Source organism: Brachybacterium massiliense (genome assembly GCF_900184245.1).
Lineage (GTDB): Bacteria > Actinomycetota > Actinomycetes > Actinomycetales > Dermabacteraceae > Brachybacterium > Brachybacterium massiliense.
On record NZ_FXXB01000007.1, the window covers coordinates 46,136 to 71,726 of the forward strand.

Annotated in this window: 22 protein-coding genes; 4 read left to right on the top strand and 18 right to left on the bottom strand. The window is 70.7% G+C overall.

The features are described 5' to 3' along the window. The first annotated feature begins 109 nt into the window (after positions 1 to 109). A complete protein-coding gene (locus BN4251_RS06870; RefSeq protein ID WP_087484391.1) occupies positions 110 to 601 on the top strand; it encodes a YbjN domain-containing protein in 492 nt (163 codons plus the stop codon). A gap of 74 nt (positions 602 to 675) precedes the next feature. Here the strand turns inward: BN4251_RS06870 and miaB are convergent, their stop codons facing one another. From miaB to BN4251_RS06930, 12 genes are all read right to left on the bottom strand, one after another. After that, positions 676 to 2,262: a tRNA (N6-isopentenyl adenosine(37)-C2)-methylthiotransferase MiaB gene (miaB, locus tag BN4251_RS06875; protein ID WP_170931867.1), complete on the bottom strand. Its 1,587-nt coding sequence runs from the start codon at positions 2,260 to 2,262 to the stop codon at positions 676 to 678. A 41-nt stretch (positions 2,263 to 2,303) separates the two neighbouring features. Continuing rightward, on the bottom strand, positions 2,304 to 2,969 hold the full coding sequence (locus BN4251_RS06880; protein WP_087484392.1) for a regulatory protein RecX: 666 nt from the start codon (positions 2,967 to 2,969) through the stop codon (positions 2,304 to 2,306). 3 nt (positions 2,970 to 2,972) lie between these two features. Next, a complete protein-coding gene (gene recA, locus BN4251_RS06885) occupies positions 2,973 to 4,106 on the bottom strand; it encodes a recombinase RecA (RefSeq protein ID WP_087484393.1) in 1,134 nt (377 codons plus the stop codon). A gap of 292 nt (positions 4,107 to 4,398) precedes the next feature. Beyond that, positions 4,399 to 4,623: a DUF3046 domain-containing protein gene (locus BN4251_RS06890; protein WP_087484394.1), complete on the bottom strand. Its 225-nt coding sequence runs from the start codon at positions 4,621 to 4,623 to the stop codon at positions 4,399 to 4,401. A gap of 1 nt (position 4,624) precedes the next feature. Next, the gene (locus BN4251_RS06895; protein ID WP_087484395.1) at positions 4,625 to 4,930 is read right to left on the bottom strand and encodes a helix-turn-helix domain-containing protein; all 306 of its coding nucleotides are present in this window, start codon (positions 4,928 to 4,930) and stop codon (positions 4,625 to 4,627) included. Positions 4,931 to 5,138: 208 nt separating this feature from the next. Next, the gene (locus BN4251_RS06900; protein WP_170931868.1) at positions 5,139 to 5,645 is read right to left on the bottom strand and encodes a CinA family protein; all 507 of its coding nucleotides are present in this window, start codon (positions 5,643 to 5,645) and stop codon (positions 5,139 to 5,141) included. Between the two features lie 5 nt (positions 5,646 to 5,650). After that, entirely contained in the window at positions 5,651 to 6,241 is a 591-nt protein-coding gene (gene pgsA, locus BN4251_RS06905) for a CDP-diacylglycerol--glycerol-3-phosphate 3-phosphatidyltransferase (protein ID WP_087484397.1), read from the bottom strand. Between the two features lie 76 nt (positions 6,242 to 6,317). After that, positions 6,318 to 9,212 (bottom strand): FtsK/SpoIIIE family DNA translocase, encoded by a 2,895-nt coding sequence (locus BN4251_RS06910; protein ID WP_170931869.1) that lies wholly within the window; start codon positions 9,210 to 9,212, stop codon positions 6,318 to 6,320. 198 nt (positions 9,213 to 9,410) lie between these two features. Further along, a complete protein-coding gene (locus BN4251_RS06915; RefSeq protein WP_087484399.1) occupies positions 9,411 to 11,105 on the bottom strand; it encodes a ribonuclease J in 1,695 nt (564 codons plus the stop codon). An 18-nt stretch (positions 11,106 to 11,123) separates the two neighbouring features. Beyond that, on the bottom strand, positions 11,124 to 12,032 hold the full coding sequence (gene dapA, locus BN4251_RS06920; protein ID WP_087484400.1) for a 4-hydroxy-tetrahydrodipicolinate synthase: 909 nt from the start codon (positions 12,030 to 12,032) through the stop codon (positions 11,124 to 11,126). 55 nt (positions 12,033 to 12,087) lie between these two features. Beyond that, positions 12,088 to 14,838 carry an asparagine synthase (glutamine-hydrolyzing) gene (asnB, locus tag BN4251_RS06925; RefSeq protein ID WP_087484401.1) on the bottom strand — a complete coding sequence of 917 codons (2,751 nt, stop codon included), beginning with the start codon at positions 14,836 to 14,838 and terminating at the stop codon, positions 12,088 to 12,090. Between the two features lie 167 nt (positions 14,839 to 15,005). Then, positions 15,006 to 15,734 carry an HAD family hydrolase gene (locus BN4251_RS06930; protein ID WP_087484402.1) on the bottom strand — a complete coding sequence of 243 codons (729 nt, stop codon included), beginning with the start codon at positions 15,732 to 15,734 and terminating at the stop codon, positions 15,006 to 15,008. 72 nt (positions 15,735 to 15,806) lie between these two features. Between BN4251_RS06930 and BN4251_RS06935 the strand changes: the two genes are divergently transcribed. Together BN4251_RS06935 and BN4251_RS06940 are read left to right on the top strand one after the other, a co-directional pair. Beyond that, on the top strand, positions 15,807 to 16,565 hold the full coding sequence (locus BN4251_RS06935; RefSeq protein ID WP_087484403.1) for an AzlC family ABC transporter permease: 759 nt from the start codon (positions 15,807 to 15,809) through the stop codon (positions 16,563 to 16,565). Beyond that, on the top strand, positions 16,562 to 16,876 hold the full coding sequence (locus tag BN4251_RS06940) for an AzlD domain-containing protein (protein ID WP_087484404.1): 315 nt from the start codon (positions 16,562 to 16,564) through the stop codon (positions 16,874 to 16,876). Before BN4251_RS06935 ends, BN4251_RS06940 begins: the two co-directional genes overlap by 4 nt. Before the next feature lie 8 nt (positions 16,877 to 16,884). On the opposite strand, the gene BN4251_RS06945 is transcribed toward BN4251_RS06940, so the two are convergent. The 6 genes from BN4251_RS06945 to BN4251_RS06970 all read right to left on the bottom strand — a co-directional run bounded on the left by BN4251_RS06945 (position 16,885) and on the right by BN4251_RS06970 (position 23,549). Then, positions 16,885 to 17,304 (bottom strand): hypothetical protein, encoded by a 420-nt coding sequence (locus tag BN4251_RS06945; protein ID WP_087484405.1) that lies wholly within the window; start codon positions 17,302 to 17,304, stop codon positions 16,885 to 16,887. A 2-nt stretch (positions 17,305 to 17,306) separates the two neighbouring features. Beyond that, positions 17,307 to 18,086 carry a 4-hydroxy-tetrahydrodipicolinate reductase gene (gene dapB, locus BN4251_RS06950; RefSeq protein WP_087484406.1) on the bottom strand — a complete coding sequence of 260 codons (780 nt, stop codon included), beginning with the start codon at positions 18,084 to 18,086 and terminating at the stop codon, positions 17,307 to 17,309. A 51-nt stretch (positions 18,087 to 18,137) separates the two neighbouring features. Then, a complete protein-coding gene (locus BN4251_RS06955) occupies positions 18,138 to 19,472 on the bottom strand; it encodes a M16 family metallopeptidase (RefSeq protein WP_087484407.1) in 1,335 nt (444 codons plus the stop codon). Between the two features lie 147 nt (positions 19,473 to 19,619). Then, complete coding sequence (locus BN4251_RS06960) at positions 19,620 to 21,881, bottom strand: polyribonucleotide nucleotidyltransferase (RefSeq protein ID WP_170931870.1); 2,262 nt, start codon at positions 21,879 to 21,881, stop codon at positions 19,620 to 19,622. 230 nt (positions 21,882 to 22,111) lie between these two features. Continuing rightward, the gene (rpsO, locus tag BN4251_RS06965) at positions 22,112 to 22,381 is read right to left on the bottom strand and encodes a 30S ribosomal protein S15 (RefSeq protein WP_087484409.1); all 270 of its coding nucleotides are present in this window, start codon (positions 22,379 to 22,381) and stop codon (positions 22,112 to 22,114) included. Positions 22,382 to 22,532: 151 nt separating this feature from the next. Further along, complete coding sequence (locus BN4251_RS06970) at positions 22,533 to 23,549, bottom strand: bifunctional riboflavin kinase/FAD synthetase (protein ID WP_087484410.1); 1,017 nt, start codon at positions 23,547 to 23,549, stop codon at positions 22,533 to 22,535. Between the two features lie 365 nt (positions 23,550 to 23,914). On the opposite strand from BN4251_RS06970, the gene BN4251_RS06975 reads away from it, so the two are divergent. Continuing rightward, entirely contained in the window at positions 23,915 to 25,432 is a 1,518-nt protein-coding gene (locus BN4251_RS06975; RefSeq protein ID WP_087484411.1) for a L,D-transpeptidase family protein, read from the top strand. Positions 25,433 to 25,591 lie beyond the last annotated feature (159 nt).

Here is a 25,591-nt window from a genome sequence, read left to right on the forward strand (position 1 = left end):
GCGGGATCACGACGAACGGACGGGCCGTTGTCGGGCAGAGGGAGTAGGGTGATCGGCGATCCGCACCGCGGATCGCTCCGATCCCTACGTCGAACTCTTGAGGTTGGAAGTGACTGCACCTAACGAGTCCCCTGTTCAGTCGGACAAGGACTCTGCTGTTGGTCTGGCTCCCCTGTCCCTGGAACGGGTCGAGGAGAGCCTCACCCGTCATGGCTATGCCTTCGTCGAGGACGATGCGCACCCCGACATCGTGCGGGCTCGCTTCGATGACTACCGCTTCCAGTTCATGATCTCCGGCGACGAGCACGGCGTGCTGCAGACCCGCGGTCGCTGGAGCCACTCGGTGGACGTCTCCCGCAAGGTCGAGATGGTCAAGCTCTGCAATGAGTGGAACATGAACCGGATCTGGCCCAAGGTCTATGTGCGGCGCGAGTCCGAGGGCCTGCTCGGCCTGTACGGCGAGCTCGCTGCGGACTTCCGCGCAGGGGCGCTGGACTCCCAGATCGACAACGCCATCAAGTGCGGGCTGAGCACTGTGATCGCGTTCTTCCACAGCCTTGAGGAGCGGCTCGGTCCCGAGCTGGACGACCTCGACAGCTGAGCATCACCGGGCCTCGGCCCGGACATGGCGGCGGCCGGCACCGAACAGGTGCCGGCCGCCGCTTTTGTGGAGGCTCAGGGGCGCCGCAGGCTCGGCATCCCGAGGGTGACCGGACCGCTGGGGGCGCCGCCGCCCGTGCCGCAGGAGCCGCCGGCGTCGATCCCCTGCACACCGGCCTCCCAGGCATCCCCGGAACGGGTGCGGCGCACGGAGAACGCCTCGGGGCGCTCCGCCTCCAGGGCGCTGTCGGCGACCAGGTAGAACGGCGCGGCGTGCGTGACGGTCGCGGTGACCATGTCCCCGGGGCGGGGGCGAGCGGACTCGGGCAGCCCCTCGGGCAGGGAGAAGTGCACCAGGCGATGGTCGCGCGAGCGGCCGGACAGGCGCCGGGTCTCGCCCTCGCCCCTGCCCTCCCCCTCGGCGACGAGGATCTCGACGGCACGGCCCTCGATCTTCCGGTTCTCCTCGTGGGAGATGCGGTCCTGCAGCGCGGTCAGCCGCTCGAAGCGCTCCTGCACCACCTGCTTGGGGATCTGGTCCTCCATCGTGGCCGCGGGGGTGCCGGGGCGGATGGAGTACTGGAAGGTGAAGGCGCTCGAGAAGCGGGAGGCCTCGACCACCTCGAGGGTGCGCTGGAAATCCTCCTCGGTCTCGCCGGGGAAGCCGACGATGATGTCGGTGGTGATCGCCGCCTCGGGGATCCGTGCGCGCACCTTGTCGAGGATGCCGAGGAACTTCTTGGAACGGTACGAGCGCTTCATGCGGCGCAGCACGTCATCGGAGCCGGACTGCAAGGGCATGTGCAGCTGGGGCATGACGTTCGGCGTCTCGGCCATCGCCTCGATCACGTCATCGGTGAACATCGCCGGGTGCGGGGAGGTGAAGCGCACCCTCTCGAGGCCCTCGATGTCGCCGCAGGCGCGCAGCAGCTTGGCGAAGGCGCCGCGGTCCCCGAACTCGACGCCGTAGGAGTTCACGTTCTGGCCCAGCAGGGTCACCTCGACCGCTCCCGAGTCCACCACGTCGCGCACCTCGGCCAGCACGTCCCCGGGCCGGCGGTCCTTCTCCTTGCCCCGCAGAGAGGGGACGATGCAGAAGGTGCAGGTGTTGTTGCATCCCACGGAGATCGAGACCCACGCCGAGTGCGCGGACTCGCGACGCGTGGGGAGGGTGGAGGGGAACACCTCGAGGGACTCGAGGATCTCGACCTGCGCCTCGGCGTTGTGGCGGGCCCGCTCCAGCAGCACCGGCAGGGAGCCGATGTTGTGGGTGCCGAAGACGACGTCGACCCAGGGGGCGCGCTCGACGATCGCCGCGCGGTCCTTCTGGGCGAGGCATCCGCCGACGGCGATCTGCATGCCGGGGTTCGCGTCCTTGCCGGGCCGCAGCGAGCCCAGGGTGCCGTAGAGCTTCTTGTCGGCGTTCTCGCGCACGGCGCAGGTGTTGAACACGACGATGTCGACCTCGCCGCGGCGCGGGTCCGCATCCTCGGCCGCCGGGACGTAGCCGGAGCTCTCGAGCATGCCGGTGAGGCGCTCGGAGTCGTGGACGTTCATCTGGCAGCCGAAGGTGCGCACCTGATAGGTGGCGCGCGGCACCGCCGCCTCCTCGGCGCCTGCGGGGTGCGGGTCGGTGATCGCGGTGGAGATGCTCAGGGACATAGTGCCTCCAGGATACGGCGCACGGCGGCGCCGGGCGCGGCTCAGCCCGAGTGACCCTGGGCAGCGGCGCGCAGCTCCGCGGAGATCACACGGACCGCGAGGTCACCGGGGTATCCCTTGCGGGTCAGCAGGGTGTCGAGGCGCCGCGAGAGGCGGCGCCGGTGGGTGCCGTCGCGCTCGCTGCGCAGCTGCTCGCGATCGCGGTGCCCGATCCGGGAGCGCACCAAGTCGCGGCAGCGCTCCTCCTCGCCGTCGTCGTCATGTGCACTATCGAGGGCGTCCTCGATCAGGCGCGGGGCCACCTGCTTCGCCTCGAGCTCGCGGCGCAGCGCCTTGTCCCCCAGCGCACGCAGCTCGCGCCGCTGCTGGACCCAGTCGTGCGCGAAGGCCGCATCGTCGATCAGCCCTGCACGGTCGATGCGGGCAATCACCTCGTGGGCGATATCGGCGGGGACCTCGCGCCGGTGGAGCCGCTCTCGCATCTCCCCTGCGGTGCGGCGACGGGTGGACAGCAGCCGCATCAGGTAGCGGCACTCGCGCACCACTGCCTTCTCCTTCTCGGCGGCTTCGGGATCCGGGGCGGTGCGGGGCCGCTCGAGGATCTCCTGCGTGCGGGCGGCGAGCCGTGCGCGGGCTCCGAGAGGGGCTGGATGATCGGCGGCGCCGACGACCTGGTCGTCGGCGCCGCCTGTGTGCTCAGGTGCCATCGATCAGATGGTGGCGGGCACGTCCTCGTCGAGGAACTCGTCCTCGCCGAGCGGCGCCCCGGCCTCGGGGGCCTCGACCGCGGCGGCCTCGGGCTCTGCGGCGTACTTGCCGACCCCGAGGGTGCGCAGGATCTTCTCCTCGATCTCCGCGGCCAGATCCGGGTTGTCCTTGAGGAACTGGCGGGAGTTCTCCTTGCCCTGTCCCAGCTGATCACCCTCGTAGGTGAACCAGGCACCGGACTTGCGGACCACGCCGTGCTCGACGCCGAGGTCGAGCAGGCCGCCCTCGCGGGAGATCCCCTCGCCGTAGAGGATGTCGAACTCGGCCTGTTTGAAGGGCGGGGCCATCTTGTTCTTGACGATCTTGACGCGGGTGCGGTTGCCGACGGAGTCGGTGCCGGTCTTGAGCGTCTCGATGCGGCGGATGTCCATGCGCACGGAGGCGTAGAACTTCAGCGCCTTGCCACCGGTGGTGGTCTCGGGGCTGCCGAAGAACACACCGATCTTCTCGCGCAGCTGGTTGATGAAGATCGCGGTGGTGCCCGAGGCGGACAGCGCACCGGTGAGCTTGCGCAGAGCCTGCGACATCAGGCGTGCCTGGAGGCCGACGTGGGAGTCGCCCATCTCGCCCTCGATCTCCGCCTTGGGAACCAGCGCGGCGACGGAGTCGATGACCACGACGTCCAGCGCGCCGGAGCGGATCAGCATGTCCGTGATCTCGAGCGCCTGCTCGCCGGTGTCCGGCTGGGAGACCAGCAGGGCATCGGTGTCCACGCCGAGCTTCTTCGCGTACTCCGGGTCCATCGCGTGCTCGGCGTCGATGAACGCGGCGATGCCGCCGTTGCGCTGGGCGTTGGCGACCGCGTGGAGCGCGAGGGTCGTCTTGCCCGAGGACTCCGGGCCGTAGATCTCGATGATGCGGCCGCGCGGCAGGCCGCCGATGCCGAGCGCGGCATCCAGCGCGACCGAGCCGGTGGGGATGACCTCGACCGGCGGGCGGGTGTCATCGCCCAGACGCATGATCGAGCCCTTGCCGAACTGGCGGTCGATCTGGGCGAGGGCGTTGTCGAGCGACGAGCTGCGGTTCTTCTCGTTCGACTTCGTGACCGGGGGCTTGGAGGCCTTGGGTGCAGCCATGAGCTTGTTCCTTCCTGAGGGCCGGGAGTGCCGACGCGATGACCATTGCGGCCACAGTAGGCGCCGCCCCCGACATTCCGAGACCGCCCCGTCCGCCTGTGGATCAGGAGGCTCTGGGGAGGAGAGATCGGTACGTGGAGTTGATGCTGGCAGGACCGTCGCAGCACACGATACCGAACAGACGTTCGAACGTCGCATCGCTCGTGGGCGTGTCGCGCCGTGTCGTGCGCGGCAGGCCGGCGGCGCAGGCGGGCGAGGCAGGCCGCGGCGCACCGCGGGCCGGCTCCGGCGCTCAGCGGTGTCGCTGCGCGGGCGGGATCTCCCAGCGGGAGGACTCGGGCACGTCCATCGCGTCGCACAGCGCGGTCCACACCGAGCGCACGGCGACCCCGTGCTCGAGGGCCTGCTCGGCGGTCATGCCACCGACGTCCTCGAGCACGAGGTCGTGGGTGTAGGTGCGGGAGAGGGCGGGGCCGAACACGTGGTCGGCCAGCTCCCTGAACTCGCTGCGCCGCACCTCAGCGGGCGCCGACCAGCGGCTTCGCGTCGTCGGCGAGGCCCTCCGGGACCGTGTCCGGGATCGTCACCTGCTCGGCGATCGCGATCCTGTCGGACACTTCGCGCAGCACGAAGGACAGCGGGAGGCCGAGGGCGTCGGTCACCGAGACCAGCAGCTCGCTGGAGGCCTCCTTCTGGCCGCGCTCGATCTCGCTGAGGTAGCCCAGCGACACTCGGGCGTCGGAGGACACCTGCCGCAGCGTGCGGCCCTGGGACCGGCGCGCGTCGCGCAGCACCTCGCCCAGCTCCTGGCGGAACAGGATCATGGACCTGCCTCCTTTCCTCTGACTGTCGGTGGACGTGGAATGCACATCGGGGATGCGGAAGGTCGAAGTCATCACGGATGGTGCAACGCCGCGTCCCTCGAGAGTGTTCCCCAGAGTGTAGTGGGCCACCCCGCGAATTCCCTGGAGAGTGTGCATGACGGACCGCTGGGGAGGAGCAGAGCGTCTCCTGGGCTGTGATCTGGGCGGACTACCTCTCCTCGAGCGCCTTGCCCAGGAGCGAGAGCGCGGCCTCGACGCTCTGGGCCCGGATGCGGGCCCTTCCGCCGCTGAGACGGACCTCACGGGTCAGGCCCGGTCCGTCACGGCGGGCGAGAGCGAGATGCACGGTGCCCTCCGGGATTCCCCGCTCGTCGGGCCCCGGACCGGCCACGCCGGTGGTGGCCACTGCCAGGTCAGCGTCGTACAGCGCGAGCGCACCGGCCGCCATCGCGGTCGCCACCTCGGCGGTGACGGCACCGGTGGCCTCGAGCAGAGCCGCGTCGACGCCGAGCACCCTGGTCTTCGCCTGGTACGAGTAGCAGGCCGCTCCCCCGGCGATCACCGCGCTCGCCCCGGGCACGTCCACCAGGCGCGCCACCACGGCGCCGCCGGTGAGCGACTCGGCCGTCGCGAGCTTCCATCCGCGCTCCGCCGCGCGGGAGATGATGCGCGCCGGATCGACCGCGTGGTCGGAGGCGTCGCGGTGCCCGGACACGATGCTCAGGCGCCCGGGGCCAGGGCCTCACGGCGCAGCCGCAGGCCGTCCTTGAGGTTGACCAGTCCGGACCACACCGTCAGCACCACCGCGAGAGCCACCAGGGCCAGGCCGATCCAGCGCGCCGGCTCCCACCACAGCTCGAAGGGGATCAGGCAGAAGGTGATGGCGATGGTCTGGACCATGGTCTTCGCCTTGCCCGCCATGTTCGCCGGCAGCGCCCCGTACTTCAGGATGGTGAAGCGCATCAGGGTGATGCCGAACTCGCGCACCAGGATCAGCACCGTCATCCACCACGGGACGTAGTCCCACACCGAGAGCATGATCAGCGCGGCGCCGGTCATCGCCTTATCGGCGATGGGGTCCATGATCTTGCCGAAGTCCGTGATCAGGTTCCGGGAGCGGGCCAGGTGCCCGTCCAGCAGGTCGGTGATCATCGCCAGCACGAACACCGCGGTGACCACCAGTCGTCCCGGCACCGAGTCCGGGTAGAGGATCGCGAGCACCACCAGCAGCGGCACCATCGCGCACCTCACCATGGTGAGGATGTTGGCGATGTTCCAGAGCGGGACCTCGTCGGTGCGCGGTGCGGTCATCGGGGCTCCTGGGCAGTGGGCTGGTCCGCATCGGCGATGAGGACGGGGACGGTCGGGACGGGAGGAGGGGAGGTGCTCAGCGGCCGGTGAGACTCCATGCGTCCTCCCCCTGCTCCTCCTCGCCGTCGTCGTAGTAGTCGACCGACGCCTCCGAGCCGTCATCGGCCAGCGGGTCGCTCGCGTAGCGGTCGTCGCTGTCGCCCGTGACCTGCTCGGGCTCCCCCTCCTCGAGGTCGACGGCCTGGTCGGCGCCGTAGGGCTCCTCGCCCTCGCCGGCGGGGACGTCCTCGCCGCGGATCCGCGCGATGGCGGTGCCGAGGTCGTCGGGGTGGACCAGCACGTCGCGCGCCTTGGAGCCCTCGGAGGGGCCCACGATCTCGCGGGACTCCAGCAGGTCCATCAGGCGGCCTGCCTTCGCGAAGCCCACACGCAGCTTGCGCTGCAGCATCGAGGTGGAGCCGAACTGCGTGGTGACCACGAGCTCGGCCGCCTGCAGCAGCACGTCGAGATCGTCGCCGATGTCGTCGTCGATCTGCTTCTTGGCCGCGACGACGGTGACGTCCTCGCGGTAGTTGGGCTTCATCTGGGTCTTGACGTGGTCGACGACCTTGTGGATCTCCGACTCGTTGACCCAGGCGCCCTGCACGCGCATCGGCTTGGCCTTGCCCATCGGGTGGAAGAGGGCATCGCCCTGCCCGATCAGCTTCTCCGCGCCCACCGCGTCGAGGATGACGCGGGAGTCCTGCAGCGAGGAGGTCGCGAAGGCGAGGCGGCTGGGCACGTTGGCCTTGATGATGCCGGTGACGACGTCGACCGACGGGCGCTGGGTGGCGAGGATCAGGTGGATCCCCGCCGCGCGCGCCAGCTGGGTGATGCGCTGGATCGAGGCCTCGACGTCGCGCGGGGCGACCATCATGAGGTCGGCGAGCTCGTCGACCACGACCAGCAGGTACGGGTACGGGGCCAGGCGGCGCTCGCTGCCCGGGGGCACCTGCACCTCGCCGGCGCGCACGGCCTTGTTGAAGTCGTCGACATGCTTGAAGCCGAACATCGCCAGGTCGTCGTACCGGGCGTCCATCTCCTTGACCACCCATTCGAGGGCCTCGGCGGCCTTCTTGGGGTTGGTGATGATCGGAGTGATCAGGTGCGGAATGCCTTCGTAGATGGTGAGCTCGACCCGCTTGGGGTCCACCAGCACCATCCGCACCTCCTCCGGGGTGGAGCGCATCAGGATCGAGGTGATCATCGAGTTCACGAAGCTCGACTTGCCGGCACCGGTGGCACCGGCGACCAGCAGGTGGGGCATCTTGGCGAGGTTCGCGACGACGTAGCCGCCCTCGACGTCCTTGCCCACGCCCATCACCAGCGGATGCTCGTTGCGGCGCGCGACCGGGCTGCGCAGCACATCGCCCAGCGCGACCGTCTCGCGGTCGGTGTTGGGGATCTCGATGCCGATGGCCTTCTTGCCGGGGATCGGCGAGAGGATGCGCACGTCGGCGCTGGCCACGGCATAGGAGATGTTCTTGTCCAGGGCCGTGACCTTCTCGACCTTGGTGCCGGGGGCGAGCTCGACCTCGTAGCGCGTGACCGTCGGCCCGCGGGAGAAGCCGACCACCTCGGCGTTGACGTTGAACTGCTCGAAGACCTCGCCGAGAGCGGCGACCACGTGGTCGTTGACCTCGGAGCGGGTCTTGTGGGGCGGGCCCTCCAGCAGGAAGGACGACTCCGGCAACGTGTAGACGATGTCCCCGGCGAGCTCGAGCTGCTCGCCGGCACGGGGCAGATCGCCCATCGGCGGCGGCACCAGCTCCGCCTTCTCCTCCGGCTTCGGCTCGGCCTTCTCGGGCCGCTTCGCGGCCGGCACGGGCTTGGTGGGGGCGGGCGCGGAGGCGGCGGAGCTCTTCGCGGAGTTCGGCATCGGGGTGGTCGGGGCGCCGGCGCCGGGGAAGGTCTTGGCGCGGTGGTTCTCGTCCTCGACGACGTCGTAGACCTCGGCGGAGTCGGCCGGGGCGCCACGGCGTCCGGAGGAGCGGCGGCGCTTGCGGCCCGCTGCGGCCTCCTCGTCGACGCCCTGCTCGAAGGCCTCGTCGCCGGCGTAGCCGAACTTCTCGTGGTCGCGCTCGGCCTCCTCGGCCTTCTCGCGGCGGGTCCGGCGGCGGGGGCGCGCCGCAGGCTGGGCCTGGGTGGCCTGGTCGTGGACGGCCGGGTCCGCACGACGGGGGCGCAGGCCGAAGGCGACGCGCTCCTCGTCCTCCTCCTCGCTGCGGCCGACGGCGACCTCGTAGACATCGCGCAGGCGCGAGGGGATGGACTCGACCGGAGTGGCGGTGAGCACCAGCACGCCGAAGGCGATCAGGAGCGCATGGATCACGATCACCGCGACCGGCGGCAGCAGCGCCTCGAGGGGCGCGGCGGCGAGATAGCCGAGCACGCCGCCTCCCCGGGCGAGCGCGTCGATGCCGTCGGCCGGGGCGGGCAGCCGCGCGGAGACGGACGCGATCGCGGAGATCGCGGTGAGCAGGATCGCGATGCCGAGCGCGATGCGCGTGTTGGCGCGCACCTGGTCCGGGCGGCGGAACATCCGCATCGACCAGCCCGCCGCCAGCAGCGGGATCACCATCGAGGAGATCCCGAAGGTGCCGGCCACCACGGTGTGCACGGCGCCGAGCACGGGACCGGAGGACTGCCACCACTCGACGACCGCGACCAGCGTCGCGATCATCAGCAGGAACAGCGCGTAGCCGTCGCGCCGCTGCTCGGGCGCCACCACCCAGCGCTGCACGCCGATCGAGCGGATCAGACCGCCCACCATGCGCGCGATCGCGAGATAGCCGGAGCGCACTGCGCGCACCGGCAGAGGGAGCGTCGAGGGATCGTTCGCCCCGGAGCCCGTGGTGCGCGATGTGCCGGCAGCAGCGGTCCGGGAGGAGCCTTTCGACGCACGTGCGGGGGAAGACGTACGTGTCGCCATGGGAGCGATGCTACATTCCGGCCCGCCGCTCAGCCGGGAAGCGGGGCGTGCGGCCTCGTCACACCGGCAGCTCGCTCACGTCTCGCGCCTGCTGTCCTGTCTCCTGCCGCTCGTGCCTCGCAGCACGTCGACCAGGACTCGCGCCTGCTGTCCTGTCTCCTGCCGCTCGTGCCTCGCAGCACGTCGACCAGGACTCGATCACGACTCGATCACCAGAGGGAGGATCATCGGGCGGCGGCGCAGGCGCTGACCGACGTACCGTCCCACCACGCGCCGCATCACCTGCTGGAGCTGGTGGGTGTCGCGGCGCTCGGTCTGCTCCGCGACCGCCTTCTCGAGCGCCTTGACGATCTCGGGGCGGATCCTCTCGAACACGGCGGCGTCCTCCGCCACACCCCGGGCGTGGATCTCGGGCCCCGCGATCACGGCGCCGGTCTCCGAGCTGACCACGGCGAACAGCGAGATGAAGCCCTCGTCGCCGAGGATGCGACGGTCCTTGAGGTCCGCCTCGGAGATCTGGCCGACGCTCGAGCCGTCGACGTACACGTACCCGTTGGGCACGGCGCCGACGACGCTCGCGACACCGTCCTTGAGATCCACCACGTGGCCGTCCTGGGCCAGCACGATGCGCTCGCTCGGCACGCCCGTGGCCTCGGCGAGCTTGCCGTTGGCGATCAGGTGGCGCACCTCGCCGTGGACGGGCATCACGTTGCGCGGACGCACGATGTTGTAGCAGTACAGCAGCTCGCCGGCGCTCGCGTGCCCGGAGGTGTGGACCTGGGCGTTGCCCTTGTGGACCACCTCCGCGCCCAGCGCCATCAGTCCGTTGACCACGCGGAAGACGGCGTTCTCGTTGCCGGGGATCAGCGAGGAGGCGAGGATGACCACGTCGCCCGGGCCCACGCTGACGCGGTGGTCGCGATTCGCGATCCGGCCCAGCGCCGCCATCGGCTCCCCCTGGCTGCCGGTGCACATCAGCACCACCTGGTCATCGGGCAGGTCGTCGATCCGCTTGACGTCGATCACGGTGTCGTCGGGGATGTCGAGATAGCCGAGCTCCGAGGCGATCCCCATGTTCCGCACCATGGAGCGGCCCACGAAGGCGACCTTGCGGCCGTGCGCGGCGGCCGCATCGAGCACCTGCTGGACGCGGTGGACGTGGCTCGCGAAGGACGCGACCACGATCTTCTGCCTCGCGCGGGCGAAGATGCCGTCCAGGGTGGGGCCGATCTGCTTCTCGGCGACGGTGAAGCCGGGCACCTCGGCGTTGGTGGAGTCGGTCATGAACAGATCCACGCCGGCCTCGCCGAGCCGGGCGAAGGCGCGCAGATCCGTGATCCGGCCGTCCAGCGGCAGCTGGTCCATCTTGAAGTCGCCCGTGTGCAGCACGGTGCCGGCCGGGGTGGACACATGCACCGCGAGGGCGTCGGGGATGGAGTGGTTGACCGCCACGAACTCGCAGTCGAAGGGGCCGAGGCTGCGCTGCTCATCCTCCGCCACGACGTGGGTGACGGGTCGGATGCGGTGCTCCTTGAGCTTCGCCTCGATGAGGGCGAGCGTGAGCTGACTGCCCACCAGCGGGATGTCGGGGCGTCGGCGCAGCAGATAGGGCACCGCACCGATGTGGTCCTCGTGGCCGTGCGTGAGCACGATCGCCTCGATGTCCTCGAGCCGGTCGGTGAGGATCTCGAAGTCCGGCAGGATCAGGTCCACCCCGGGCTGGGAGTCCTCCGGGAAGAGCACGCCGCAGTCGATGACCAGCAGCCGTCCCTCGAACTCGAGCACCGCCATGTTGCGGCCCACATCACCGAGACCGCCGAGCGGGATCACCCGGAGTGTTCCGGGGGCGAGCGCGGGAGGCTCCTCGAGACGCTGGGAGAAGACGGTGGACATCAGCACCTCCGGGGCAGATCAGATGAGTCCGGCCGCCTCGAGGGCGGCTTCGAGCATGCGCAGCTGGTCGGTGTCGGCGGCGATGTGGGGGCCGCGCATCGTGGCATGGGGCAGCACGCCCTGCAGGTGCAGCGCCGCCTTCGCGGCCACCGCTCCGGGCATGTGATTCATGATCGCCTCGACCACGGGCACCAGGCGCAGGTGCGCGGCGCGGGCGGCGGCGAGGTCGGAGCGGTCGACGGCGTCGATCATCTCCTTCTCGAGCTCGCCGGCGACCTGGCCCACCACGGACACGATGCCGGACGCGCCGATGGACAGCCAGGGCAGGTTCAGCCCGTCCTCGCCGGAGTAGTAGACGAGATCGGTCTGCGCCATGATCCGCGAGGCCTGGTGCAGATCGGCCTTGGCGTCCTTGACCGCCTGGATGCGCGGGTTCTCCGCCAGGCGCATGAGCGTCTCGTAGGCCAGCGGGATGGCGCTGCGCCCGGGGATGTCGTACAGCATCACCGGCAGGTCCGTGGAGTCCGCGATCGCGGTGGTGTGCGCGATGACCCCGGCCTGGCTGGGCTTGGAGTAGTACGGGGTGACGATCAGCAGGCCGTCCAGGCCCAGCTTGGCGTGCTCGCGCGCCAGATCGATCGAGTGGGCGGTGTCATAGGTGCCCACCCCGGCGACCACCGTGATCTCGGGTCCGACGGCGTCGCGCACCGCGCGCGCCAGCTCGAGCTTCTCCACGTCGGTGAGGGTGGGCGCCTCGCCGGTGGTGCCCGAGACGATGATCGTGTCGTTGCCGTGCTCGGTGATGTGGACGGCCAGCTTCTGGGCGGCATCGAGATCGACCTTGTGGCCGTCCTCGGTGAGCGGGGTGACCATCGCGGTCCCCACCGTGCCGAAGGGCCGCGCGGGGCGCGTGTCGATTCCGGTCATGCTGTCCTCCCGATGATGCTCTGTTGCCCGGAGCCTAGACCAGGCAGGACCCTGCTCACCGCTGTGACGCGATGCCGAGATCGACGAGGATCGCGAGCGGGGTGCGCTGGCGTCCCTGACCCAGCGGATTGTCCGCGAAGGTCGCCTCGAGGGTCTCGTGCGGGGTGCTGACGTCGGAGCCCAGGACGTTGCGCCCGATGTCGTTGGCGTCCATCACCACGGTGCCCGCGAAGCTGTCGCGGAGGGAGGCGGGGATGTCGGCGCCGCGGATCGCCGCGGAGATCCGGGCGGAGACGGCATCCGGGTCCTTCGGCGGGAGCTTGGCGGAGACGTTGGAGGGGAAGGCCGAGTACGGGGTGGGGCCGTCGATCGCCCGCACGTTCGCGCCGACGACCTCGTAGAACACTCCCCTGCGACCCACCACCTTGCCGGCGGCGCCCGCGGCGGAGGCGACGAGCACGCGCGGCAGGCCGACCTCGCGGATCGCGAGCTCCATCGTGGTGGGATCGCCCAGGCCGATGCCGGCCGGGGTGCGGCTGACGAAGCGGCTGAGCACCCTGGCCGAGCGGCGCGGCCTGACCTCCCAGGTGAACCAGGAGCGGCCCTGGGCGATCGCGATGATCTTCTCGCTGATCACGAAGTACCAGGGCGATCCTGCGGGCACGGCGTCCTCGGGCAGGCTCGCGGCGAAGCGCTCGACGCGCTCACGGGCGAGCTTCTCGACGTCGTCCCCGCGGGCCACCAGCTCGGTCTGCAGCGGGAAGCGCCGCCAGGTGCGGCCGTCGGCCTCGGAGACCAGGTCCAGCTCCTTGTCCGGGTTGGCGACGTAGTCGCTCTTGGCGACGGTCTCCTCCTCAGCGGCGGGAGCGTGCGCGGCGACGGCGGCCGGCGCCTCGGCGGGCTGCTCGGCGCTGCCGCCGAGGGACTGAGTCGCACCCTCGGCGTCGTCGAAGAAGGTGCGCATCCACAGCTCGACGTTCAGCAGGCGCCAGAACATCAGCGTGCCGTGGTTCTCGGGGTGGGCGATGTAGTCGTCGAACAGGGCCAGCACGCTCGGCGCGTCGAAGAACGGGCGCGAGGCGAAGGACTCGGAGGCGAAGATGTCCCGCAGCTGCGGGGCGATCGAGCGGAACCACTCTCCCTCGGGGGTGGTGAAGCCGATCTTGTTGCGGCGCTTGGAGATCATGTCGGGCAGGATGCCGTCCATCGACTCGCGCAGGATCCGCTTGTTCCAGCCGTCGTGGATGATCGCGGACTCGTCCAGGGAGAACAGGAACTTCAGCAGCTCCTTGTCCACGAAGGGCACGCGCCCCTCGATGCTGAAGCGCATGGTGTTCTTGTCCTCGTAGCGCAGCAGCGAGGGCAGGGAGGAGCGGAAGGTGTCCTCGAGCAGCCGCTCCTTGAGGTCGTCCTGGACGGAGCTGACCTTCTCGGAGCTGTGCTCGGCCACGAAGCCCGAGTTCAGCAGGGCCTCGATCGGCACCGAGGTGCGGCCGGAGAACTTGGTGCGGGCGAGCTTGCGCAGGATGTCGCGGGAGCCGACGACCTCGCTGGCGAGCTCCTTGAACCGCTTCTGCCGTCGCAGCTGGCGCAGGTAGACGTAGAAGTAGGGGTTGTACCCGGCCATCATCTCGTCCGCGCCCTGGCCGTCCAGCAGCACCGTGACGTGCTGGCTGGCCTCGCGCATCACCGCGTACTGCGCGTAGGGGCCGGTCGAGATGATCGGCTCCTCCTGGGTGCGCACGAAGTCGTGCAGGTCCTCGAGGAAGGCGGCGGGCTGCGGGGTGATCTTGTGCGGCGTGATCTGGCCGCGGTAGTCCTCCAGCAGCGCGTCCACATAGCGCTCCTCGTCGTTCGAGGAGTTCGGGAACACGGCCGAGAAGGTGTTCTGCCGGGTGCCGACGGCGCTGTAGCCCTCGTCCTCGGGCTGCTCGCGCAGCTGGCGCGCGATGACCGCGGCGACCGCCGAGGAGTCCAGGCCGCCCGAGAGGGAGGTGCCCACGGGGACCTCGGACTGCAGGCGCAGGCGCACCGACTCCTGGAACCGTTCGCGGTACTCCTCCACGACCGACTCGTCGTAGGCACGGCTGGGGCGCGCGGCGATCTCCCGCAGCTCCTCCTGCAGGCGCGTGAAGGAGGAGATCTCGGTGCCGTCGGCACGGATCTCGAGCACCTCGCCGGCCATCAGACGCCGCACTCCTTCGAAGAAGGTCTGCGAGTCATCGTCCTGGACCCGGAACTTCAGGTACCGGTAGACGGCGCGGTGATCCGGTGCGGCCTCGAACACCCGGGCGGCCAGCAGCGAACGGATCTCGGAGCCGAACAGCACCTTCGGGGACTCGCCCGTCCCGGAGGCGGGGTCGATCCAGTAGTAGAGCGGCTTGATGCCGAAGTGGTCGCGGGCGATGGTCACCGAGCCGGTGTGCGCGTCGTGGATCGCGAAGGCGAACATGCCGTTGAAGCGGTCGTAGGCGGCGGTGCCCCACTCCGCGTGGGCCTCGAGCAGGACCTCGGTGTCGGAGTCCGTGCGGAAGGTGTGCCCCAGCTCCTCGAGCTCGGCGCGCAGGTCGAGGTAGTTGTAGGTCTCGCCGTTGTAGATGATCGTGTAGCGGCCGTCCGCGGTGGTCATCGGCTGGGCGCCGTGCTCGCGATCGATGATCGCCAGCCGGCGGTGGGCCAGTCCGGCCTGGTCGACGACGAAGAGGCCTTCGCCGTCGGGTCCGCGATGGGCCAGCGCGCCGCTCATCCGGCGGGCGATGCCCTCGGTCTCAGCACCGAATCCGTAGGTACCGGCGATTCCGCACATGGGAGGAGTCCTTTCGAGGGGGCCGACTGCCGTCCACGATCTGCGGTCGAGCGAGGAGGGCGGGACGCAGGCCGCGTCTCCGACGGCTCCGCGCGCACGGACCGGGTTCGGCCGTGCGAGCCTATCAACGCCGGGGGGCGCGCTCCGCGGCAGACGCGGCGTGAGTCTCAGCTGCCGCGGCGCGACAGCACCAGCTCCGCGCCGTCGGCGCGCACTTCGAGGTCATCCAGCGACGTGACCAGCGCATCTGCGAGAGGCGCGAGGTCACCGGCGGGCGTGGTGCTGGTCACTGCGATGGTGCTCGCCCCCGCCGCTGTGCCGGAGCGCAGGCCGCCCAGGGAGTCCTCGATCACGATGCACTGCTCGGGCGCGACGCCGACCCGCTCGGCGCCCAGCAGGTACGGCTCGGGGTGCGGCTTGCCGTGGGAGACCTGATCGGCGGTGACCAGTCCCTCCGGGACCGCCAGCCCGGTGCGTGCCCAGCGGGCCTCGAACAGCGGGCGGGTGCAGGAGGTGACGATGGTCCAGGTGGCGCGTCCGAGCTGCTCGGCGGCGCCGTCGAGCTCGCGCAGCAGCCGCTCTGTGCCCGGCAGGACCGCGATCTCCTGGACGTCCTCCAGCTCGAGCTCCTCGATCCGACGGTGGGCGGCGTCGAGCTGCTGCGCATCCAGCTGCGGCAGCATCTCCCCCAGCACCTGCCGGGCCGGCTTGCCGTGCTGCTCGGGGCCGAACTCGAGATCCGTGCCCAGCTCGCGCAGCAGCTGGTTCCATGACCGCTCGACCGCCGGGCCGGAGTCGATGAGGGTGCCGTCCATGTCCAGCAGGAGGGCCGAGGCGCGCATCGGCAGGGGGCGCGCGGCGGACGGGGATCCTGAAGCGGAGGGGGCTGAGCTCATGCCCTTAGATTCTCACACTCGGTGCGGACGCGAGAACTGCGTCCGCGCAGGTGATCGTAGAGTGTCGGCATCATGACCACTGCTCCACCGCCGGCCGAGAGTCCGGTGTCCTCTCCTGCCGCGCGCCTGCGCACGATCCGCCGCAACGGGTTCTCGATCGGTCTCGCCACCGGCCTGTACGGGATCTCCTTCGGGGCGCTCGCGACCGCCTCGGGACTCGATGTGTGGCAGGCGATGGTGCTCTCGGCGGTGATGTTCACCGGCGGCAGCCAGTTCGCCTTCATCGGGGTCGTCGGCGGAGGGGGCTCGGCGATCGGCGCCGCCCTCGCGGCGGTGCTGCTGGGGATCCGCAACACCCTGTACGGGCTCATCCTCGCGCCGTCGCTGCCCCGCACCGGGGCGAAGGGGCTGGCCCGCGCGCATCTGACGATCGACGAGTCCGCCGCGCTGGCCGCCTCGGGCACCACCGTCGAGGAGAAGCGCACCGGATTCTGGGCGGCGGGGGTCTGGGTCTACGTCTTCTGGAACCTGTTCTCGCTGGTGGGCGCCCTAGCGGGGCAGCATGTCGCCGATCCTGCCGCGTGGGGCCTGGACGCGGCGGCGGCCGGGGCGTTCATCGCGCTGCTCTGGTCGCGTCTGCGCAGCGGCGAGGCGGTCGCGATCGCGGTGGCCGCGGCGCTCGTCGCGCTCGTGACCACCCCGGCACTGCCCCCAGGGCTGCCGGTGCTGGCCGCGGCCCTGGTGGCCGTGGCGGCCGGGCTGCTGCCGTCCCGACGTCGGCCCGCGAAGCGGTCCGCGACCCGCACCATCACCCAGGAGGGTCCTGAATGAGCATCCTGTGGATCGCGGTGATCGCCGCCTCCGTGCTGTCCTTCGCCCAGAAGTGGGTGGGCTACCAGGCTCCGCAGGACGTGCTCGAGAGGCCGCGGATCGCGAGGATCACCACGCTGCTGCCGATCGCCCTGCTCGGCGCGCTGGTCGCCACGCAGACGGCGACCAGCGGCGCCGAGATCGTGCTGGACGCGCGGCTGGCCGGGCTCGCCGCCGCGGTGCTGCTGCTGTGCCTGCGAGCCCCGTTCCTGGTGGTCGTGATCGGTGCCGCGGTCGTCGCGGCCGGGCTCCGCGCTCTCGGCTGGGCCTGAGGCCGCTCTCAGCGGCGGGAAGCCTCGATCGCCCGACGGGTCGCCATCCGCGCGTTCCTCCGGTCGCGCAGCGCGTCATAGGCCATAGCCAGGCGGAACCAGGCCCGCCAGTCCCCCTCGGCACGGTCGGCACCGTCGGCACCGTCCTGGAGCGCGGCGCGGGCGGCCTCGAACTCCTCGCGCGCATCCTCCGCGATCGCCTCGGCCGGAGGCTCGTAACGGCGGCTGAGGTCCCCGGCCCGCAGTCCGAAGAGCACCTCGCGCCAGGTCACCCAGACGGTCAGCAGCAGCAGGATCAGCACACCGAGCGCGAGGCCGAAGCCCACCGCGCCGCCGGCGCGGAAGAAGCCCCAGGCGATCCAGCCCAGGCCCCAGCCGTACGCCGCGGTGATCAGCACCAGCAGCGCGACGAAGATCTTCTCGCGCATGCTCAGCCGAGGTCCATGTAGCCGTCCAGGCCCACGGTGAGGCCCGGGTGCGCGGCGACCTCGCGCACGCCCAGCAGCACACCGGGCATGAAGCTGATGCGGTCGAAGGAGTCGTGGCGCAGCACGAACTGCTCCCCCACCCCGCCGAACTGGACGACCTCGTGGGCGACCAGCCCGCGCTGGCGCACGGCGTGGACGTGGACCCCGTCGACCACGGCCCCGCGGGCGCCGTCGGGATCGTGCTCGGTGGCGTCGGGCATCGCGCCCAGACCGGCGGCGGCACGGCCCCGCGCGATCGCGGCGGCGGTGTGGCGGGCGGTGCCGGAAGGGGCGTCGAGCTTCTTCTCGTGGTGCATCTCGATGATCTCGGCGCTGTCGTAGTAGCGCGCGGCGATCTCGGCGAAGCGCATCGCGAGCACCGCGCCGATCGCGAAGTTCGGAGCGATCAGCACGCCCACACCGTCGGCGGCCGCGAGGCGGGTGCGCAGCTCCTGGAGCGCCTCCTCGGTCCACCCGGTGGTGCCCACCACGGCGTGGATGCCGTGGTCGATCAGCCAGTGCACGTTGTCCGCGGTGGCGGAGGGGACGGTGAGGTCGATCGCGACCTCGGCACCGGCCTCCGTGAGGGCGGAGAGGTCATCGCCGCGGCCGATCCTGGCGACGAGCTCGAGATCCTCGGCCTTCTCCACGGCGCGGCAGGCGGCGGTGCCCATCCGTCCGGAGGCGCCGAGCACGGCGACGCGGCGGGGGCTGCTCGGGGACGGGGACGACGAAGCGTTCATGGGGTTCCTCCTGGGTCAGGGTGGAGCGAGGGATGCGGGGCGGGGCTGCTCTCAGCTCTCGGGGCCGACCTCAACCCGGGTGCTGAAGGCGCCCGAGAGCCGTGCGGCGAGCTCCCGCACATCCTCGACCCCGACCCGGCCGATCCGCTCGAGCGTCTCGTCGACGCTCGTGTAGCGGCCGTGGACGAGCTCGATCGTGCCCAGGCGCCCCATCCGGGAGCTGGTGTCCTCGAGGCCGAGGGCGAAGGAGCCGGTGATCTGCCCCTTGGCCCGCGCGAGCTCGTCCACGCCGATGCCGTCGGCCCCCATCTGGTCGAGCTCCTCCGCGAGCAGCTCGACCACCTGGGCGGTGCGCCGGGGACGGCAGGCGGCGTAGAGGCCGAACAGGCCCGCGTCACGGTAACCCGAGCTGAAGGAGTACACGCTGTAGGCCAGGCCGCGCTGCTCGCGGATGTTCTGGAACAGCCGCGAGGACATCCCACCGCCGAGCACGGACATCAGCACCGACATCGTGTGGCGATCCTCGCTGAGGGCGGTCAGGCCGCGGCCTCCGAGGTAGATATGGTTCTGCTCGGCGGGGCGGCGCAGCCGATGGGGCACCAGCAGGGACACGTCCGAGGCGCCGGAGCCGGCCACGGAGGCCGCTCCTGCGGAGCGGGTCCGACGGGTCGGGGCCCGCCCCTCCTCGAGGGTCCATCCCCCGCGGCGCAGGCCGGCCACCAGCAGTCCGGCCAGCTCCTCGTGGTCGATATCGCCCACGGCGGTGACCACCAGGTTGTCGGGGCGGTAGTGCTCGGCGAAGTGGGCGCGCACATCCTCGATGCCGAGCGCGGAGACGGACTCGGCGGTGCCGCCCACGGGGCGGCCGAGCGGGGTGTCCGGTCCCAGCACGTCGGCGAGGAAGGTCTCGTAGCCGACGTCGTTGGGGTCGTCCTCCGCCATCGCGAGCTCCTCGAGGATGACCTCCCGCTCGGTCGCGAGCGCCTCGTCCTCCAGCAGGCTCGCGGTGATCATGTCGGTGAGCACGTCGACCGCCATCGGCACATCCGCCGAGCGCACGCGCCCGTAGTACAGGGTGTGCTCCTTGGCGGTGATCGCGTTGGAGTCCCCGCCCACCTCGTCGAAGGCCGTGGCGATGTCCATCGCGCTGCGCCGATGGGTGCCCTTGAACAGCAGATGCTCGAGCACGTGCGTGGAGCCGGCGTGGGCGGGGGTCTCGTCCCGTGACCCCACGGGGAGCCAGAGTCCGATCGTGGCGCTGCGCACGCTGCGATCGGCCTGGGTCAGCAGGCGGACGCCTCCGGGCAGGATGCTGCGCCGCACCCCGGTGGCGGGATCGAGCAGCACATCGGAGGAGGGATCGTCATAGGAGAGGTCGACAGGCATCGATCGATTGTTCCACGCTCACGGGCCCCGGGCGTCGAGCCGTGCGTCACCCTGCGCCGCAGGGGGCGGACGCCAGGAGGGGAGGCATCCCTGCGGATGCCTCCCCTCCTCAGCTCGTCATGCCGCCGGATCGATCCGGCGCACGAGTCACTCGGCGGTGGTCTCCTCCGAGGCGACGGACTCCGCCGACTCGGTGGACTCGTCCTCGTCCTCGATCACGGCGAGGGAGATCTTGCCGCGGGCGTCGATCTCACGGATCTCGACCTCGATCTTCTGGCCGACCTTGGCGACGTCCTCGACGTTGTCCACGCGCTTGCCGCCGTTGAGCTTGCGCAGCTGGGTGACGTGGAGCAGGCCGTCCTTGCCCGGGGTGAGCGAGACGAACGCGCCGAAGTCGACCACGCGCACGACGGTGCCGAGGTAGCGCTCGCCGATCTCGGGGACCATCGGGTTGGCGATGGCGTTGACCGCGGAGCGCGCGGCCTCGGCCGAGGGGCCGTCGGTGGCGCCGATGTAGACGGTGCCGTCGTCCTCGATGGTGATGTCCGCGCCCGTGTCGTCCTGGATCTTGTTGATCATCTGGCCCTTCGGGCCGATGACCGCACCGATCTTGTCGACCGGGACGGTGACCGCGAGGACGCGCGGGGCGTGCGGGCTCATCTCGTCGGGCGTGTCGATGGCCTCGCCCAGCACGCCGAGGATCGCCAGGCGAGCCTCGTGCGCCTGCGACAGCGCACCGGTGAGCACCGAGGCAGGCAGGCCGTCGAGCTTGGTGTCGAGCTGGATGGCGGTGATGAACTCCGTGGTGCCGGCGACCTTGAAGTCCATGTCGCCGAAGGCGTCCTCGGCACCGAGGATGTCTGTGAGCGCCGCGTAACGGGTCTCACCGTCAACCTCGTCGGAGATCAGGCCCATGGCGATGCCGGCGACCGGGGCGCGCAGCGGCACACCGGCGTTCAGCAGCGACAGGGTCGAGGCGCAGACCGAGCCCATCGAGGTCGAGCCGTTGGAGCCCAGCGCCTCGGAGACCTGACGGATCGCGTAGGGGAACTCCTCGCGGGTGGGCAGCACCGGCACGATGGCGCGCTCGGCGAGCATGCCGTGGCCGATCTCGCGGCGCTTCGGGGAGCCGACGCGGCCGGTCTCACCGGTGGAGTAGGGCGGGAAGTTGTAGTGGTGCACGTACCGCTTGTGCGTGACCGGCCCGAGGGAGTCGATCTGCTGCTCCATCTTGAGCATGTTCAGCGTGGAGACACCCATGATCTGGGTCTCGCCACGCTGGAACAGCGCCGAGCCGTGGACCCGCGGGAGCACCTCGACCTCGGCGGAGAGCGCACGGATGTCGCGCAGACCGCGGCCGTCGATGCGGACGCCGTCGGTGAGGACCTTCTTGCGCACGACCTGCTTGGTCAGCGCACGGAAAGCACCGGAGACCTCCTTCTCGCGGCCCTCGAGCTGCTTGCCCTCGGCGGCAAGCTCCTCGACGACCTCGCCGAGCAGCTGCTCGGTGCGCTCCTCACGCTCGGTCTTCGCGGCGATCGACATGACCTCGGCCAGACGCTCGGACGCGGCGGCCTCGACGATGCCGTAGGCGTCGTCCTGGTAGTCCAGGAACAGCGGGAACTCGCGCACCGGCTTCGCGGCGGTGGCGGCGAGCTCCTGCTGGGCGACGCAGAGGCTGCGGATGAAGACCTTGGAGGCCTCGATGCCCTCGGCGACCACGGACTCGGTCGGTGCGATCGCGCCCTGCTCCTTGATGAGGGTCCAGGCGTTGTCGGTGGCCTCGGCCTCGACCATCATGATCGCGACGTCGTCCTCGACGATGCGGCCGGCCACGACCATGGAGAACACGGCCTCGTCCAGCTGCGAGAAGGTCGGGAAGGCGACCCACTGGCCGCCGCCCTCGGCGTTCGGCATGAGCGCGATGCGCACCGCACCGATCGGGCCGGAGAAGGGCAGGCCGGAGATTTGGGTCGAGGCGGAGGCGCCGTTGATGCCGACGACGTCGTAGGCGTCGTCGGGGCCGTTGGCCATGACGGTCAGGACGACCTGGACCTCGTTGCGCAGGCCCTTGACGAAGGCGGGGCGCAGCGGGCGGTCGGTGAGGCGGGCGGCGAGGATCGCGTCGGTGCCGGGGCGGCCCTCGCGACGGAAGAACGAGCCGGGGATGCGGCCCGCGGCGTACATGCGCTCCTCGACGTCGATGGTCAGCGGGAAGAAGTCGAAGTGATCCTTCGGCTTGTTCGAGACCGCGGTCGCGGAGAAGACCATCGTGTCGTCGTCGAGGTAGACGGCGACGGCGCCGGCGGCCTGCTGGGCGAGGCGGCCGGTCTCGAAGCGGATCTCGCGACGGCCGTAGGAGCCGTTGTCGATGACGGCGGTGGTGGCGGTGATTTCAGGGCCTTCCATGGCCATGGGTATCTCCTCGGGTAGGGGGTGCCCTGCCGGTGCGGCCATCGTCAGTCACGCGCGGTGCGCGGGAGGGGTGCCGGACTCCCTCTCGCTCTCCGCAGGTCACTGCCGAGGACCGAACCTGGTGGGGGCGGGGTTCTGGTGCCCGCGGGGCGGGCACCATCTGGTGCCCGCGGGGCGGGCAGATGAAACCGCCGCCCGCCCTGAGGGCGAGCGGCGGCGGATGATCAGCGGCGGATGCCGAGGCGCTGGATCAGCGCACGGTATCGCGTGATGTCGGTGGCTGCCAGGTACTTCAGCAGGCGCTTGCGCTGACCGACCAGCAGCATCAGGCCACGGCGCGTGTGGTGATCGTGCTTGTGGGTCTTGAGGTGCTCGGTCAGGTACTTGATGCGGTGGGTCAGGAGCGCGGCCTGGACCTCGGGCGAACCGGTGTCACCCTCTGTGGTCGCGTACTCCTGGATGATCGCCTGCTTGGTGGCGGTATCGAAGGCCATTCGGTTCTCCTAGGTCGCTGCGCGGCGCCTCGGGACCTTATGTCCCGGGCTCTCTGGACGAGCGCTCCGCAGGCGCGCGGACCCGTGTGACGGGTGCTGCGCTGGGATGCGGATCGCTCTCCGCGGCCGAATTCACGGCGCGAGCAGGATATCAGCCGTCGGTGGCGGGAGGGGCCTGCTCCGCGGCGAGAGTGCGGCGGGTCACCTCGACATCCTTGGCCATCTGCGCCACCAGCGCCTCGGCGGAGTCGAACTTGAGGGTAGGGCGCTGGAAGTCGACGAACTCGAGCCGGACGGTGTCGCCGTAGAGATCGAGGTCGTGGTCGCCGTGCACGTAGGCCTCGACCGTGCGCTGCACGGCGCCGTCGGCCGCGAAGGTCGGGTTGGTCCCGATCGAGATCGTGGCCTGCGCCCCGGCCAGGGGCTCGGTGCCCAGATGCGCGGGGGCCTGCTCGGTCACGGTGAGATACCCCGCGTACACGCCGTCGGCGGGGATCAGTCCGGCCGGGGCGGGCCCGAGGTTGGCGGTGGGGAATCCGAGCTCGCGGCCCCGACGGAATCCGTGATGGACCACGTCGGTGACGGTGTGCATCCGCCCGAGCGCCGCATTGGCCGAGCGGACCTCGCCCTCGAGCAGGTCGCGGCGGATCGATGAGGAGGACAGGCGACCGCTGCCGGTGCCCTCGGGGCCCAGGTCCTCGACGGTCATGACCTCGAAGTCGTACCGGCGCCCGAGCTCGCGCATGGTCTCGATGTTTCCGGAGTTGGCGCGGCCGAACAGGGAGTCCTCTCCCAGCACCACGCACTTCATCCCGAGCCCCTCGACGAGGAAGATGCGCACGAACTCCTCGGGCGAGTGCTGGGCGAACTCGAGGGTGAACTCGAGGTCGAGCACGCCGTGCATGCCGGCGAGAAGGAGCAGGCGATCGCGGTCCTCGTGCCCGGTCAGCAGCGGGGTCTGCGCGGGCTCGCCCATCACATGGCGGGGATGGGGCCAGAAGGTGAGCGCCACGGGAGCGAGCGAGCGGGCCTCCGCGTGGTGTCGCAGCTGGTCGAGCACGAACCGGTGGCCCCGGTGGACGCCGTCATAATTGCCGATCGACACCGCGGTCGCGCCGAGATCGGCGGGCACCTCCTCGACGGAGTGCCAGATGGGGACGCGGGTCACGAGGTGGTCATGTCCTTCCGGGGCGGGGTGCGCACACACCCTCGAGGCGGGACGCCGTGGGACGGCGCGGCGGCGGGAGCGCCGGTGCACACTGTAGCGCCCGCGACCGGTCCCGCCTCCCCCGCGAGATCCTGCGCACCCCACCGACCGGTGTCCTGTCACCGTCAGAGCACCTGTCAGGAAAATCGTGCTCTCGGGCCGGGACGTTGCCGAGCTGTGATGAAGAACGGACATCCCACCCCGGGGCAGAACGGGTCCGCTCCGTTACCCTGGGAGACAAGGCGGCCCCGGGGACGGACCCCTGTGCACTGCGCGTGCTCGCGCGCGAGAGGTGCACGACGGCCGCCGAGAACGGATCAGCATCCATGACGAACGTGACCGATACGGCCGCGCTGGGCGGCCCCTCGCGACCCACCGGCCGGCACGGCCGTCGGCGCGCCGCCCTCATCCTGGTGGCCATCGTCGCAGTGATCGCCGTCGTCCTCACCGGCGGTGCGCTCGCGTACGCAAAGCAGTTCGAGGGCCGGGCGCTCCCGGGCACCACCGTGCTCGGGCAGGACGTCGCCGGGATGACCCCGGAGGAGATCTCCGCGCTGGTCGCCGAGCAGGGTGAGTCGGTGACGGTCGCTGTGACCGCCGGCGACGAGCAGCGCGAGGTGTCGCTGGCCGATCTCGGTGTGAGCGTGGACGCCGCCGCGACCGCCCAGCAGGCCGTGGCACGCGATGACTCGTTCACCGGCGTGATCGCGTCCACCTGGTCCGGGGAGCACGCCGTGGAGCCCGTCGTGAGCATCGACGAGGCCGCGGTCGCCGATTTCGCGAAATCCCTCGTGCCCGAGGAGATGACCTCCCCGGTCGATGCCGAGGTGAGCTTCGACGAGGAGCAGCAGACCTGGAACGCCGTGGAGGGCCGTCCCGGCCTCGGCGTGGATCCGCAGACTCTCGTGGACGCCGTGAACAAGAACGCCCCGTCGCTCGAGGACTTCGCCGTCGAGCAGCCCGTGGAGGAGATCGCCCCGGCGATCACCACCGCGGAGGCCGAGGAGACGGTCGGCTCGATCGCGACCCTGCTCGAGCAGCCCATGTCGATCACCGGCGCCGACGGCGAGACCCACGAGGTCTCCGCCGAGCGCCGCAACGGCTGGATCTCCGTCGAGCCCGATGAGGCCGGGCAGGCGCTGACCATCGCAGTGGATGAGGATGCCGTGCGCGAGTGGGTCTCCGCCCACGCCGACAGCGACGCCGTCGAGCCGCAGGACGGCATCGAGCAGGTCGACGAGGACGGCGAGGTCGTCAAGGTCCTCACCGAGAAGAAGACCGGCCTGGAGATCACCAACACCGACGCCGTCGCCGATGAGCTGATCGCCGCGATGAAGGGCGTCACCCCCCTCGAGGCCGCCTTCGAGTCGAAGAAGATCGAGCCCGAGGTCCAGAAGATCGACGCGCCCAAGGACGAGGAGGAGAGCGAGGGGGACAACGCCGTCCCCGCGAACCTCACCGGTGAGAAGTGGATCGACGTGGACCTCTCCGCGAAGACGGTGACCGCCTACGTGGGCGAGACCCCGGTGTGGGGCCCGCGCACGATGGTCGACGGCAAGCCCGGCAACGAGACCGTTACCGGCACCTACGAGATCTACCTGCGCTACGACCGCCAGGACATGACCAACGCGGCCTACTACCCCGAGGGCCACGAGAAGTACTACTACACCCCGGACGTCCCCTGGGTGCAGTACTTCCACCGCGGGTACGGCTTCCACGGTGCGCCGTGGCGCTCGTCCTTCGGCTACTCCGGCTCCCACGGCTGCATCAACATGCCGGTCTCGGACGCCAAGTGGCTCTACGACTGGGCGAGCATCGGCACCAAGACCGTCGTGCACTACTGACGTGTAGGCCTCGCTGCCCACACAGTCCATGAAGCGGGGGCATCCACCAGCCGGTGGGTGCCCCCGCTTCGTCGTCCGCAGGGTCGTCCCGGCGAAGCCCGGGTCATCGCGCTGGTGTCACCGCCGCCGAACCGTCGTCACGTCCGCGGAACCCCGCAG

Bases quoted from the DNA above. Each gene is read 5' to 3' on its own strand.
- miaB (WP_170931867.1), bottom strand. From the start codon at position 2,262: ATGTCCCTGAGCATCTCCACCGCGATCACCGACCCGCACCCCGCAGGC.
- BN4251_RS06880 (WP_087484392.1), bottom strand. From the start codon at position 2,969: ATGGCACCTGAGCACACAGGCGGCGCCGACGACCAGGTCGTCGGCGCC.
- recA (WP_087484393.1), bottom strand. From the start codon at position 4,106: ATGGCTGCACCCAAGGCCTCCAAGCCCCCGGTCACGAAGTCGAACGAG.
- BN4251_RS06895 (WP_087484395.1), bottom strand. From the start codon at position 4,930: ATGATCCTGTTCCGCCAGGAGCTGGGCGAGGTGCTGCGCGACGCGCGC.
- pgsA (WP_087484397.1), bottom strand. From the start codon at position 6,241: ATGACCGCACCGCGCACCGACGAGGTCCCGCTCTGGAACATCGCCAAC.
- BN4251_RS06910 (WP_170931869.1), bottom strand. From the start codon at position 9,212: ATGGCGACACGTACGTCTTCCCCCGCACGTGCGTCGAAAGGCTCCTCC.
- BN4251_RS06915 (WP_087484399.1), bottom strand. From the start codon at position 11,105: ATGTCCACCGTCTTCTCCCAGCGTCTCGAGGAGCCTCCCGCGCTCGCC.
- dapA (WP_087484400.1), bottom strand. From the start codon at position 12,032: ATGACCGGAATCGACACGCGCCCCGCGCGGCCCTTCGGCACGGTGGGG.
- asnB (WP_087484401.1), bottom strand. From the start codon at position 14,838: ATGTGCGGAATCGCCGGTACCTACGGATTCGGTGCTGAGACCGAGGGC.
- BN4251_RS06930 (WP_087484402.1), bottom strand. From the start codon at position 15,734: ATGAGCTCAGCCCCCTCCGCTTCAGGATCCCCGTCCGCCGCGCGCCCC.
- BN4251_RS06935 (WP_087484403.1), top strand. From the start codon at position 15,807: ATGACCACTGCTCCACCGCCGGCCGAGAGTCCGGTGTCCTCTCCTGCC.
- BN4251_RS06940 (WP_087484404.1), top strand. From the start codon at position 16,562: ATGAGCATCCTGTGGATCGCGGTGATCGCCGCCTCCGTGCTGTCCTTC.
- BN4251_RS06945 (WP_087484405.1), bottom strand. From the start codon at position 17,304: ATGCGCGAGAAGATCTTCGTCGCGCTGCTGGTGCTGATCACCGCGGCG.
- dapB (WP_087484406.1), bottom strand. From the start codon at position 18,086: ATGAACGCTTCGTCGTCCCCGTCCCCGAGCAGCCCCCGCCGCGTCGCC.
- BN4251_RS06955 (WP_087484407.1), bottom strand. From the start codon at position 19,472: ATGCCTGTCGACCTCTCCTATGACGATCCCTCCTCCGATGTGCTGCTC.
- BN4251_RS06960 (WP_170931870.1), bottom strand. From the start codon at position 21,881: ATGGAAGGCCCTGAAATCACCGCCACCACCGCCGTCATCGACAACGGC.
- rpsO (WP_087484409.1), bottom strand. From the start codon at position 22,381: ATGGCCTTCGATACCGCCACCAAGCAGGCGATCATCCAGGAGTACGCG.
- BN4251_RS06975 (WP_087484411.1), top strand. From the start codon at position 23,915: ATGACGAACGTGACCGATACGGCCGCGCTGGGCGGCCCCTCGCGACCC.